12 protein-coding genes are annotated in these 12,050 nt (G+C 53.8%); 8 read left to right on the forward strand and 4 right to left on the reverse strand.

Annotated features, from left to right (window positions below):
• The 4 genes from ACMHXH_RS09745 to ACMHXH_RS09760 all read left to right on the forward strand — a co-directional run.
• Window positions 1-236, forward strand: a 236-nt coding sequence (locus tag ACMHXH_RS09745; protein WP_413738003.1) for a hypothetical protein, incomplete at its 5' end; no start/stop codon positions are given.
• A complete protein-coding gene (locus ACMHXH_RS09750) occupies window positions 224-724 on the forward strand; it encodes a hypothetical protein (protein WP_039035767.1) in 501 nt (166 codons plus the stop codon). The genes ACMHXH_RS09745 and ACMHXH_RS09750, both read left to right, overlap by 13 nt.
• Window positions 725-870: 146 nt before the next feature.
• The gene (locus ACMHXH_RS09755; protein ID WP_251767305.1) at window positions 871-2,391 is read left to right on the forward strand and encodes a YifB family Mg chelatase-like AAA ATPase; all 1,521 of its coding nucleotides are present in this window, start codon (window positions 871-873) and stop codon (window positions 2,389-2,391) included.
• A gap of 168 nt (window positions 2,392-2,559) precedes the next feature.
• Window positions 2,560-2,928, forward strand: a complete 369-nt coding sequence (locus tag ACMHXH_RS09760) for a hypothetical protein (protein ID WP_051541835.1) — start codon at window positions 2,560-2,562, stop codon at window positions 2,926-2,928.
• A gap of 4 nt (window positions 2,929-2,932) precedes the next feature.
• On the opposite strand, the gene ACMHXH_RS09765 is transcribed toward ACMHXH_RS09760, so the two are convergent.
• Complete coding sequence (locus ACMHXH_RS09765; RefSeq protein WP_319619150.1) at window positions 2,933-3,544, reverse strand: response regulator transcription factor; 612 nt, start codon at window positions 3,542-3,544, stop codon at window positions 2,933-2,935.
• Window positions 3,519-5,273, reverse strand: coding sequence for a PhnD/SsuA/transferrin family substrate-binding protein (locus tag ACMHXH_RS09770; RefSeq protein ID WP_251767304.1), 1,755 nt, complete (start codon window positions 5,271-5,273; stop codon window positions 3,519-3,521). Before ACMHXH_RS09770 ends, ACMHXH_RS09765 begins: the two co-directional genes overlap by 26 nt.
• A gap of 179 nt (window positions 5,274-5,452) precedes the next feature.
• Here ACMHXH_RS09770 and ACMHXH_RS09775 point away from each other — a divergent pair, with 179 nt between their 5' ends.
• The 3 genes from ACMHXH_RS09775 to ACMHXH_RS09785 are packed head-to-tail and all read left to right on the forward strand — an operon-like array spanning window position 5,453 to window position 8,401.
• Window positions 5,453-6,973: a flavocytochrome c gene (locus ACMHXH_RS09775; protein WP_234501072.1), complete on the forward strand. Its 1,521-nt coding sequence runs from the start codon at window positions 5,453-5,455 to the stop codon at window positions 6,971-6,973.
• A 10-nt stretch (window positions 6,974-6,983) separates the two neighbouring features.
• The gene (locus ACMHXH_RS09780; RefSeq protein ID WP_044735378.1) at window positions 6,984-7,355 is read left to right on the forward strand and encodes a cytochrome c3 family protein; all 372 of its coding nucleotides are present in this window, start codon (window positions 6,984-6,986) and stop codon (window positions 7,353-7,355) included.
• Window positions 7,356-7,369: 14 nt separating this feature from the next.
• Window positions 7,370-8,401: a porin gene (locus ACMHXH_RS09785; RefSeq protein WP_039035763.1), complete on the forward strand. Its 1,032-nt coding sequence runs from the start codon at window positions 7,370-7,372 to the stop codon at window positions 8,399-8,401.
• 68 nt (window positions 8,402-8,469) lie between these two features.
• Here ACMHXH_RS09785 and caiA read toward each other — a convergent pair whose 3' ends face one another.
• Window positions 8,470-9,606, reverse strand: coding sequence for a crotonobetainyl-CoA dehydrogenase (gene caiA, locus ACMHXH_RS09790; RefSeq protein ID WP_039035762.1), 1,137 nt, complete (start codon window positions 9,604-9,606; stop codon window positions 8,470-8,472).
• Window positions 9,607-9,954: 348 nt separating this feature from the next.
• Here caiA and ACMHXH_RS09795 point away from each other — a divergent pair, with 348 nt between their 5' ends.
• Entirely contained in the window at window positions 9,955-10,602 is a 648-nt protein-coding gene (locus tag ACMHXH_RS09795; RefSeq protein WP_071476399.1) for an MBL fold metallo-hydrolase, read from the forward strand.
• Window positions 10,603-10,679: 77 nt separating this feature from the next.
• Here the strand turns inward: ACMHXH_RS09795 and ACMHXH_RS09800 are convergent, their stop codons facing one another.
• A complete protein-coding gene (locus ACMHXH_RS09800; RefSeq protein ID WP_039035760.1) occupies window positions 10,680-11,999 on the reverse strand; it encodes an MFS transporter in 1,320 nt (439 codons plus the stop codon).
• Window positions 12,000-12,050 lie beyond the last annotated feature (51 nt).

Genomic DNA, 12,050 nt, shown 5'->3' on the forward strand with positions numbered 1-12,050 from the left:
ATGTTTGTTTGGCGACTACAGAGTATCACCAACAGGCAGTTGATCTCTCCTCACCGTTTAACCATGAGTGGTGCACTTATTATCTGAATTCGGGTACAATAATTCTCAGTTATGGAACAGGAGTTTTTTCAATTGACTGCATTAACAAGTCAAACAATAAAGTCAGAACTTATGTCAGCCACAAGGAAGCTTCCATATACAATAAAATCAAGGATGGAACAGCATGTCAAAGCTAGAAAGAATGGTGCCATTTATTATTCCACTCGCATTTTTGCTGGCTTCTATCATAGTCAACTTAATTTATGACTATCACGATGTTCAAGATATTGATGGCATGTACCGAGTGATAAAAAATGTTGAAGGGCCTGATAATCAGATAAGGCGCGTTAGCTTTTCCCTTTATATCGACATGGAGTCAGAAAGCTTCTGGGGTTGGTTACAACTTGGTGATAACAAAGATAAATTTGAGGGTAAGATACTCTTTTCCGGCAAAATCTCCAGGCTGGCATTACATGATAATTCTGTGCAAGTCGAACAAGTTAAAGTCTACCCTGTCTCAACCTATTCCCTGGAAGCCTTGTTTGACAATCCCGCGCTGTCACTATTAAAGCTGTTGCTGGCAACTGATTATAAAGTGGTATGGCACTATACCTTGGTCGACAGCGTATTTTGTTTCTCCAACGAAGCAGATGACAGCCTCAGATGTATGCAGAAAGTCATCTAATCTCAAAATTGTTAGTGATGCAGACCATTCCCGCGTACTGGCAACCTCTTTCGATAAGGACAAAACCGCTATTCCCTCAAGCCACTGTAAATCCAGGCAACTGCTACACTCTACAGAATAGGGAAGCGCACAACAAAGGAACTGTTATGCCCATAGCCAGAGTTGCCACCCGAGCCGCCAAAGGTGTGGAGGCGCCTCAGGTACTGGTCGAAGCTCACCTCTCCAACGGCTTGCCGGCCTTCAATCTGGTGGGGTTGCCGGAAGCTTCGGTCAAGGAAGCCAGAGAAAGAGTCCGCAGCGCCATAATCAATGCAGGTTTTGAGTTCCCCATGCGCAGGATAACCATCAATCTGGCACCGGCCGATCTGCCCAAGCAGGGTGGACGTTACGACCTTCCTATTGCCATTGGCATTCTGGCAGCATCCGGACAACTGCCACTGAAATCTCTGGACGAGCATGAATTTGTCGGTGAGCTTGGGCTGTCCGGTGAGGTCAGGCACTGCACTGGGATCCTGCCGGTGATCATCGCCGCCCGTCAAAGAGGCATCAAACTGGTATTGCCACAGGATAACCGCAGTGAAGCGGATTTGGTGGGCTACCGGCAATGTTGCCTGGCCCAGCACCTGCAACATATCGCCGCCTATCTGCACGGACAGCAAACTCTGCCGGGGATAGTCCCGGGAACCGAATGGCTGGAACAGTCCAAGCCGCACTCGAGTGATTGCCTGTCGGAGGTCATAGGCCAATATCAAGCCAAACAAGCACTGGAAATCGCTGCCGCCGGCGGGCATAACCTGCTGATGCTGGGGCCACCTGGCACAGGCAAAACCATGCTGGCCAGCCGGATAATCTCACTCCTGCCCCCCATGAGTTATGAAGAGGCGCTGGAAGTGGCTGCGATTCATTCAGTGGCCGGTATGGCCACTGAGCCGGGGGAGTTTTATCGCCGCCCGTTTCGCGCTCCGCACCACACCAGCTCGGCCATCTCTTTGGTGGGTGGCGGCGCGATTCCCAAACCCGGCGAGATTTCACTGGCTCACCTGGGAGTGCTGTTTCTCGATGAAATTGCCGAGTTTCCCCGCAAGGTACTCGACTGCCTGCGTGAACCCATGGAAACCGGCCATGTCATCATCTCCCGCGCCGCAGCCAAACTGCGCTTCGATGCCCGCTTTCAACTTATCGCCGCCATGAACCCCAGCCCCTGTGGTGATGCCGGCCCGGGAAGCCGCGCCAGCCCAGAGCAGATCCGCCGTTACCTGGCCCGGCTGTCAGGCCCTTTCATTGACAGGTTCGACCTCACCATTGAGGTGCCCAAACTCCCGCCCGGCGCCTTGACCTCAGAGGCGGCGCAGGGTGAAACCAGTGAGCAGATTGCCGCCAGAGTCGCAGCCGCGCGGGAGCTGCAACTCAGCCGCGCCGGCGTACTCAATAGTCAGTTAGGCGGTAAGGTATTGAAGCAGGCAGGTTTCAAACCCGGCGATCTGGCGTTTCTCGAACAGAGTGTCAATCAGCTGGGATTATCGGTGCGCAGCTTTCATCGGCTGCAACGAGTGGCACGCACCATAGCCGATCTGCAGCTCAGCCCCATGGTCGAGCGGCGCCATCTGGCCCAGGCCCTGGGTTATCGGGCGATGGATCGTTTGCTGGCCAGCCTGCAACAGCTTTAATGACCCATCTAGATTGATGCCAGCATGTTAGGCGAGTCAACAAAGGGGCCTATGGCCATAGGCCAAGCGTCCAGAAAAAGCAAAACAGCTGAAAGCACCTTGGCTTCAGACTAGGTACAGGCCGCCTTTGTTACAGTAAAACGCCATTTCACTGACAAGGAGCCCAAGATGAAACCACTGATGCGTTCCCTTTCCATCAGCTCCATGCTGACATTAACCGCCTTACTCTGGGGTTGCAGCGATGTCATCAGCGAACAATACCCCACCGAGGCCGAAGCACGGGCGGAAGGAGTATTCGAGCGAGGCTGGCTGCCACCGATATTGCCGCCCTCGGCCACGGAGATAAAGGTCAACAATGATCTGGACAACAACAGCTCCAGCGGCAGTTTCCGTCTACCCGCCGCGGCAATGAGCGAGTTCACTTCTCAGTTAAAAGCCGAAGAAGGTCTGGCCAACAGCTGGTATTACCGCGAAGGCGACTCCCTGTGGATCTTCCGCCTGACCCAGGACGGAGTTATCCAGTACCAACTACAGTGAGGCTTCAGCTAGGTAACGGTTGCAGCTTGGCCAACAGAAAGGCCAACTCGGCCACATTGTGGACGGCCATCTTCTCCAGTACTTTCTTTCGATGCAGCTCCACCGTTCTCTGGGTGACATAGAGCTCGGCGGCAATCACCTTGTTGAGCTTGCCCGCCAACACTCTTTGCATCACCTCTTGCTCTCGCGGCGTCAAGGTTGCCAGACGGGAGCGGATCTCCGCCTGTTCACTGCCGGCAGCAAAACGCTGCGCCGTCAGGGCTGCGCCCTTGCTTAACAGTTCAAGCAGCCGATCACCATCGACTGGCTTCTCAAGAAAATCCATCGCCCCTTGCTGCATCGCCTTTACTGCCATGGCGATATTGCCATGACCTGTCAGTATGATGACCGCCAATGGACTGGACGCTTGCAGCAATTGTTGATGTAGGCTGATCCCATCCATGCCGGGCATCTGCACATCGAGTACCAGTACCCCGGGCTGTTGCCAGGCCGCACCATCCAGGAAGCTTGCCGCACAGTCAAAACCAACTGCATCTATGCCTTGGCCCTTGAGCATCCACTGCAGTGATTCAAGCACATCCTGATCATCATCAACCAGATATACAGGGGTCATCATCGATTCTCCTCGGCAGTACCACCACCATGTCCAAGCCGCGCTCGCTGTTGTGGGCACTGATGCTGCCACCATGTTCTTCCACAATACGTTTGCAAATAATCATCCCCAACCCCAGGCCGTTGCTCTTATTGGTTTCAAACGGAAAAAACAGCCGCTCCAGCTGGGGCTCACTCAAGCCTGTGCCCGCATCAGACAAGGTAAATCGACATTGCTTGGCGTTGCACTCGAGACTGAGCCTTAACCAGGGTTCCTCACTCTGCTCCATGGCATCCAAGGCATTGAGCAACAGATTGACCAACACCTGCTGCAACAAGTTAGCATCCCCATCTATGGTCACGGCTTGCAACTCACACACAGGGACAACCCCCAGACGCTTGAGCTCGGGCGCCGTCAGCGCCAGGGTATCGCGAATGAGCTCGTCCAGACGAAAACAGCGACGCTCACAGGGCTGCTGACAAAACTCCCGTAATCGGCGAATCGTATCCTGGGCCCTGTCCACCTGGCTGATAAGCTTGCCGAGGGCGTCTTTGATCTCCTGCTGCTCGTCTCCCAGACGATACAGACACCCCTGGGCCAGATAGCGGATCCCGGCCAGAGGCTGCTTGAGTTCGTGAGAGATACCTGAGGCCATTTCACCAGTCAGTAGTACCCTCTGCGCCCGATAAAACTGATTCCGCTGCTCAAGCAGAGCCTTTTGGGTTCGGCTGTGCTGCTCCATTTCGCTGCGCAGTGCCCCGGTGCGCTGCACCACCAGACGTTTTATCCGTAAATGATGCAGATACCCCAACAGTAGGCACAACAAGATGGCCCCCACCCAGGGAGCCACACCTGAAACCACCCTGTGCCAGTTGGTTTGAAACGGCCATTGCTGCAAAGTGCGCCGCAGCGCAAACACGCTGCTGTCGTTCACCGGCACAGACCAACCCGCATACCCGCCCGCCTTGGCCGCGGCTGAATCCTCAGTCAGCGCCAGCAGTGCCCTGGCCACTTCGGTTGCCAGGGCGTTATCTGTGTGACCCGGCTTGGACAGGGCGGTATAGGGATATAAACGGCTCGATACCTGGCACTGAAACCCAGGGGGCTTTTCCGCCAGCAACACCTTAAACGCCTCTTTGGGATAACGCCCGGAAGCGATGGCCTGCTCCAGCACACAGGCGGGCAATACCGCCAGATCGGCCTCGCCGCTCAGCAACCTGTCCAATAAAGCGGTCTGCGGAAAGCCGACAAACTGCAACGCCTTGAGCTCGGTGGCAGGGTTGATCCCCCGCAGTGCCAGTTCACCGCTGAAGATCAGAAAACCGCCGAAAGCCTTGGGATCGGTAGAGATGATCCTCAGTTGTGACAACTGCTGCCAACTGGTCAGTTGCACCTCGGGGCGGGCCACCAGCGTCGACCCCATCGCCAGTTCCGGATCCCGGCCATCTCTGGGTATAAGCGTCAGTAACTGGCTGACACCATAGTCTTTCTTATAACCCACAGTGGCGTATTGATTGGCGAGAATAAAATCCAGAGCGCCTTGGCTCACCTGTTGATCCAGCTCAGCCGGAGTCAGAGGCAACAGAGTCACCCTCTGGCCGGTATGCTCGCTTATTGCTGTCGCCGTGTCCTGCCAGGCCAAGAGCGCATCGGTCGGCTCGCCAAAAGTGAGGATACCGATACGGATATCGGCCCAGGCCTGAGGCAGACACAGGCAAAACAGCAACAACACGCTTGGCAAATAACGGCACATGGCAAATTAGTTAACCATTAAACACCTCGCCATTATGCGTTATTTCATGCCGCGACAAGCGGCTTTAAGCGCGGGAATTGATCGGCTTCACATCTGAGATTCGCTTTCGGAAAACCGCTATATAGCGGCACCGATGATTTTGATTCCATGGTGCCATGCAAACAAAAAGTGAGGCTGATATGAACGCTAAAGTGACGCAAAGCCGGCGGGCTTTTCTCAAGGGAGGGCTGGCCGTTTCCGCCCTGGGACTGGCACCTGTGGCTCTGGCTGCCGGCAAGAGCAGCAAACCCCAAATCCAATGGGATGAAACTTTCGATGTCGTGGTGGTCGGCAGCGGCCTGGCCGGTACCTGCGCCGCCATTCGCGCCAAAGAGCAAGGTGCCGCCGACACCATCATCATCGAGAAAATGCCGGTGCTCGGCGGAACGTCGGCGATCTCCGGACTCAACTTCTCCGTGGTCAACAGTCATCTGCAACAGCGAGACGGTATCCAGGACTCGGCCGAACTGTTTGCCGAAGATATCAGTCGCGCCGGTGGTTTCCAGAACCACAGAAATCTTACGCTGACCATGGCCGAAACCACGACCCGGGTGCTGCCTTGGGCAATAGAGCGCGGTTGCCGCTTCCACGACAAGCTCAAGAGCCTGGGTGGCCATTCAGTGCCCAGAACCCTGTATCCGGTCAATGGCGGCGGCAAGGGGATCCTAAGACCACTGCGAGCCTTTTACACCCAGGAGCTGCAGGGTGAGATCCGCCGCCGGGTCAAGTTCGAGCGACTGATCCAGAACGAAAACGGCGATGTGCTGGGGTTGCAGGTCCGGGAGCAATACCACTTCGATCCCACCCTGGCCAACGATGATCGCGACAACCGCAGTGGTGTTATCAAGCATTATCGAGTGCGTAAAGGTGTGGTCATGGCCGTGGGAGGCTACAGCCGCGATGTGGAGTTCCGCTCGGCCGAGTTTCCCAATATCCGCGAATACATTCCCACCACCACCCACAGAGGCGCCACGGCCGGTGCACTCAAGGCTCTGGTGGCCGCCGGCGCGCAAACCGTGCACCTGTCGCTGATGCGTTTTGCCTTCGATATTCCCACCGAAGACCTGCAGTGGGGCGCCTTGGTCGACCCGGCCAGCGGCAAACGTTTTATCAGCGAGCGAAATAACCGCCAAGTAGTGGCTGAAGCCATCTGCAACATAATGGATCGCAACAATGGTCGCTTCCCGCTGAACATCTATGACCAGGACGGCATAGACAACTTCCACGACAAGCAGCGCCTGCAGCTGGCATTGGAAGAAGGCATGATGCAGCGCTACGACACGCTCGAAGCCCTGGCCCAGGGCGAAGGCATAGATCTACCAGGCCTGAAGGCGACACTCAAACAGTACAACGCCGATGCCCAAACCGGCACCGACAGCCAGTTCGGTAAAGACTTCAAGGCCCTGAAGCAGGTCAGTGTCAAACGCGCCCCCTTCTATGCCATCAAGGCTCGTCCCAAGTTCAATTACACCCAAGGTGGCGTGCTAATCAATGAACAAGCCCAGGTCATCTCGCTAACCACAGGGCAAGCCATCAAGGGGCTGTATGCCTGCGGCGAAGCCACGGGTGGCTTGTTCGGCCGTATTCGTCTTACCGCCTGTTCCTGCCCGGATGCCTTCGCCTTTGGGGTAATTGCCGGTGAACAAGTTGCCAAAGCTTAAGGAGTCGCCCATGAAAACTTCACTGATCTCAGCCCTGTTGATGGGCACCTTGCTGGCGAGCCAAGCCTGGGCCGGCGAACTGACCAAGATGTCCGGCTCCCGCGAAGGCCGCAGCAACCACGCCTTCATGTATCAAGAAAAGGACTGTAAGACCTGCCACTTGGGTGCCCCCAAAGGTCCTGCAACAGAAACCGCCTGTCTCGAATGCCATGGCGATTACCAGCAAATTGCCGAGCAAACCCGTGACAGTAAGCCCAACCCACACGATGCCCCCCACTGGGGAGCCGATGTGCCCTGCACCGTGTGCCACAGCGAGCATAAGCCGGCAAAGGTGTTATGTAACGACTGCCACCAGTTCACATTCTCCAATTTCAGCCACTGAATTCAGAGGTCAAGATGAAAAAATTACCACTGGCTATCACAGCCCTCGCTGCCTTTTCCGGAGCCGTCAGCGCCGCCCCGACTCTCTATGGCCGCTTGGATTATTCGGTCACCCACTCAGACTCGGGCAGCGCCACCCATAAAGCCAAGTCAGGCACAGTGCTGGAAAACAACTTCACTCGCCTGGGCGTCCGGGGGCAGAACGATCTTGGCAGCGACTGGCAAGTATTCTACCAGATTGAGCTTGGAGTCAACGCCGCTGCACAGGACGCTGGCGATAAACCCGTATCGGCGAGATCGACCTTTCTCGGACTACGGCATCAAGAATGGGGCTCGCTGGCGGCCGGACGCATGGAGCCTGTGTTCAAGATGACCAAAGGCTTTGTCGATGTGTTCGATAACTACAGCATGAAACACGATCGCTTGATGGCCGGGGATAAACGTTGGGGCGACTCACTGGAATATCGCACGCCAAACTGGCGCGGCTGGCAACTGGGGGTCAGCTACCTGCTGGAAGACAACCACTTTGACACGGACGATGCCCGTCGTGACAACGGCAACTTCCAGTTGGCATTGAGCTGGGGTGATAAGCGTCTCAAGCAAGGCGATCTGTATCTGGCCGCCGCCTACTCAGACGGAGTGGAAGATATCAAGGCCTGGCGCCTGGTGGGGCACTGGAAGCTGCAGCAGCTCAAGCTGGGAACCCTGATCCAACACTCGGAATTGGTCAATCCGGCCAAGCCGCAATGGCAGGCGCGGGAGGGCACAGGATTTTTTGTCAGTGCCTCCTATCAACTGGACAAGTTAATGCTCAAGGCCCAGTACGGCCGAGATGATTCGGGAACCGGACTCATAGCCACGCGAATTTACGAAGCCCTGGGACAAGCAGCCCAGACAGTGCCTGAGGTCAGCCAATGGGGCATAGGCGCCGAGTATCAGCTGTCCAAGTCCACCAGAGTCCACACCGAAATCGGCCAGTTCGATGCCAAGGGTTACAGTGACTTTGACGACACTATCACCAGCATAGGTTTAAGATACGACTTCTAAAACCATTGCAGTCAAAGGCCCGCATTCGCGGGCCTTTTCAATGAAATAACGCTACGAAGCAGCGCCTGTTACACATACTCCCTGAGCACTTCCCGGCCCAGCGTCAGCACCTGCATCTCTTCCGAGCCGCCGGAAACTCTGTCGACCCGCAGATCGCGCCAGAAGCGGCTAATGCGATGCTCGCCAGTGATCCCCTGACCGCCAAACACCTGCATGGCATTGTCGACCACATTAAAGGCCGCCTTGGAGCAGTAGAGCTTACACTTGGCGGCATCGCCCGGGGTCATCTGGCCGTTGTCGGCCTTCCAGGCGGTGTGATAAATCATGTTCTTCATGTTGGTGAGCTGCACCGACATATAGGCAAACTTTTCCTGGATCAGCTGCGTCTTGGCGATCGGCAAGTCAAACTGTACCCGCTTGTTGGCGTAACGGGCGGCATCTTCGAAGGCGCAATAGGCACAACCATAGTTACTGCAGGCAATAAGGAAACGCTCCAGATCAAACTCCTTCTTCACCCTGGCAAACCCGTTGCCTTCGGTGCCGAAGAAGTCCTTTTCCTCCAGCTCTACGTTGTCGAACTCCACCACACAGCAACTGTCCATCTTCAGTCCCAACTTGGGCAAGTGACTGACAGAGATCCCCGGTTTACTCATGTCAACAAAAAACTCGGAGAAAATCGGTTCGAAGCTGGCGGAATCTTTGGCCATCACCACCAGATAAGGGGTCTCGGCGGCACTGGTGATATAACATTTGGTGCCATTGAGGTAGACCTTGCCCTTTTTTCGGGTATAAGTGGTCTGCAGGCTGCGCACATCCGAGCCGGCATCCGGTTCGGTGACCGCCGAGTTCCACACCTGTTTGCCGGTACCTATATAGGCCATGATCTTATCGATCTGCTCCTGGGTACCTTCCTGCAAAATAGTAGGGTATCCCGCCATCTGATAAAGCACATAGGTTGGCGCACCGAGGCGACCCAGTTCTTCCCAGATCAAGGCCAATGTCACCAGACCGGCATCGCTGCCGCCGTATTCTTCCGGAAGCAGCAAACTATCCAACCCCAGCTTGGCCAGCTCTCTGACAAAACGCTCAGGATATTCATTGTTGTCGTCGCAGGCGGAGAAATAGCATTCCCAGTCCTCCTGTGACATCAGGTCTCTTACTCCTGCAATAAATGCTTCTTGTTCGTTTGTCAGTCGATAGTTCATCGATACCTCAGCAAGTTTTCATCAGTAAGCAGGATGCCTGCCTAAACTCTGCGACAGGCACCTACGGCAGTATAACTCCAGGCATATTCGAGTCAATCCAGATAGAAATGCTGGAACATGGTCAATACTATAGAAATTAGCCCGCCATCCCTTTGAGCTATTTCACAATAATCCAAGTGAAATAGATTATTGAACAATAGGGTATAAATTTAAATCCTGAAACAATCCATTTAATTAATTAAAAAATAAAATCACAGAAAGTAACTTATGATTTATTGAGCAATATCAACCAATAGAATCCACCCGCCAGTAAAATCAATTTATAATTATATAATCGTGGAGATATAAATGACTAAAAATGTAAACTTCAAAATTATTCCCGTAACTCATTATAAACAAAATACCTGTATTGTTTGGCAAGATGGCTGCAACAAGGCTGCTATAATAGATCCAGGTGGTGAAGTAGAGAAGATAACAAGTTTTATTAAAGACAATGAACTGGAGCTGGATAAGATACTCCTGACCCATGGTCATATAGATCATATCGGCGCAGCCAGATTATTGGCCGAGAGTTCATCGGCCGAAGTACTTGGTCCTCATAAGGACGATACTTTTCTGTTTGATATGTTGCCGGAGGAATGTCGTCTGTATCAATTTCCCCACTGTGATGTTTTTTATCCAGACCGCTTTCTTGAGCAGGATGACACTATTTGGGTCGGCGAGTTACAACTTCAGGTGATTCATTGTCCGGGCCATACACCAGGCCACCTGGTATTCTTTGCCCCTGCACTCAAGTTGGCCTGGGTTGGCGATGTGTTATTCAAACACTCCATAGGCCGCTGCGATTTCCCCGGCGGTAATCATGCGGCGCTGCTGGATTCCATCAAGCACAAACTCTGGCCGTTGGGTGAAGATGTGAGTTTTATTCCCGGCCATGGCCCCATGTCAACTTTTGCTGAAGAGCGGCACCACAATCCTTATGTCGCCGTCCGTTGAAGCCGTTGCCGCCTCCTTGGAGGCGGCGATTTTCGATATTTTTGATAAGCAGCGTTTGTATAGTTAGTATCTGATAATCAGTGTTTTACAAATCCAGCGACACTGGTATCCGCCAAGGTCATACCACGGGTTTCCGGTGCCAGCAAAATGGAGACCACCAGGCCCAGCAGTGAAATACCGGCGCCGGCCATCATGGTCCAGGAAACCCCATAAGCGTTCATAAATACAGGCAAGGCATAGGTCGAGAGTATGGTGCCTATGCGACTGAAAGACATCACGGCCCCCACGGCCGAAGCCCGGATATCGGTAGGGAACAACTCATTGGGATAGAGCCACTGCAAGATCCCCGGACCACCTGAGCAGAAGGCGTACATACCAAAGGCCGCAATCACCACCCAGATACCGGGCGAGGACACCAGCCCCAGCATCGCCAGTGACAAGGTCATCATGGCAAAGCTGATGATAAGCAGTGGCCGGCGGCCCATGGAATCCAGCCAATACATGGCCGGGATACAGCCTATGATAAAGAAGGCGCTAATGATGATGTTACCAAGTGCCGAGTCTTTGCCATCGTAGAAGCCCAAAGCCCCGACTATCTGCGGCCCAAAGGTGTAGATGGCAAACATGGGGATAATTTGGCAGGTCCAGATAGTGCCGATAAAGATGATCATGGTGAAGTTGCGTTTTTCGAACAGCTTACAATACTGGGTATCGATCTTCTCTTCCGCTTCAATATGAATATTGCCGCCAAAATACTGTTGCATAACTTGTTTGTACTCGGCGATACGGCCCTTGCGCAGCAGCCAACGTGGCGACTCGGGTAGATGGAAACGCCCAAACAGGATTACCAGACAAGGGATCAGGCCGCTGCCAAGCATCCAACGCCAGCCACCCTCGAGATCATAAAGCAGGTAACCGACCGCATTGGCCGCAGTAGCACCCACATACCACATCAAGGCAATGAAGCCCATGGTAAAGGCCCGCTTCTTGGTTGGGGAAAACTCGGCCACCATGGAGGTGGCTATGGGGTAATCGGCGCCGATCACCACCCCGATAAGGAAGCGCATCACCACTAATTCTATTGGGGAGGAGACAAACATAGTGGCGACAGAAAGCACGGCTATCGCTATGATATCTATTAGAAACATTAACTTACGACCGAACAGGTCGGCGATGTAACCAAAGAGTGCAGTACCGACAAACAGGCCAACCAGGGTAGACGCCCCAACCAAACCAATCCAGTTGGCATCCAACTGCATTTCAGGGATCAGCTGCTCAAGCGCCAGGCCAATAATGACCAGAATATAACCGTCGAGGAAGGGACCACCACTGCCCCAAAACATGATTTTCTTATGTAATGGCGTAAACTCCATTTCATCGAACTTTTTAGCTTTCATATGCTAATCTCTTATTTTAAACCAATAAATTCATTTGATTTATTCGTTCAC

Origin of the sequence: Shewanella sp. BJSY2023SW001 (assembly GCF_047314685.1) — a bacterium.
Lineage (GTDB): Bacteria > Pseudomonadota > Gammaproteobacteria > Enterobacterales > Shewanellaceae > Shewanella > Shewanella indica.

What these genes read in the sequence shown, in the direction of transcription:
- ACMHXH_RS09800 (WP_039035760.1), bottom strand. Translation starts at nt 11,999, where the DNA reads ATGAAAGCTAAAAAGTTCGATGAAATGGAGTTTACGCCATTACATAAG.
- ACMHXH_RS09765 (WP_319619150.1), bottom strand. Translation starts at nt 3,544, where the DNA reads ATGATGACCCCTGTATATCTGGTTGATGATGATCAGGATGTGCTTGAA.
- ACMHXH_RS09770 (WP_251767304.1), bottom strand. Translation starts at nt 5,273, where the DNA reads ATGTGCCGTTATTTGCCAAGCGTGTTGTTGCTGTTTTGCCTGTGTCTG.
- ACMHXH_RS09750 (WP_039035767.1), top strand. Translation starts at nt 224, where the DNA reads ATGTCAAAGCTAGAAAGAATGGTGCCATTTATTATTCCACTCGCATTT.
- ACMHXH_RS09760 (WP_051541835.1), top strand. Translation starts at nt 2,560, where the DNA reads ATGAAACCACTGATGCGTTCCCTTTCCATCAGCTCCATGCTGACATTA.
- ACMHXH_RS09785 (WP_039035763.1), top strand. Translation starts at nt 7,370, where the DNA reads ATGAAAAAATTACCACTGGCTATCACAGCCCTCGCTGCCTTTTCCGGA.
- ACMHXH_RS09795 (WP_071476399.1), top strand. Translation starts at nt 9,955, where the DNA reads ATGACTAAAAATGTAAACTTCAAAATTATTCCCGTAACTCATTATAAA.
- ACMHXH_RS09775 (WP_234501072.1), top strand. Translation starts at nt 5,453, where the DNA reads ATGAACGCTAAAGTGACGCAAAGCCGGCGGGCTTTTCTCAAGGGAGGG.
- ACMHXH_RS09755 (WP_251767305.1), top strand. Translation starts at nt 871, where the DNA reads ATGCCCATAGCCAGAGTTGCCACCCGAGCCGCCAAAGGTGTGGAGGCG.
- caiA (WP_039035762.1), bottom strand. Translation starts at nt 9,606, where the DNA reads ATGAACTATCGACTGACAAACGAACAAGAAGCATTTATTGCAGGAGTA.
- ACMHXH_RS09780 (WP_044735378.1), top strand. Translation starts at nt 6,984, where the DNA reads ATGAAAACTTCACTGATCTCAGCCCTGTTGATGGGCACCTTGCTGGCG.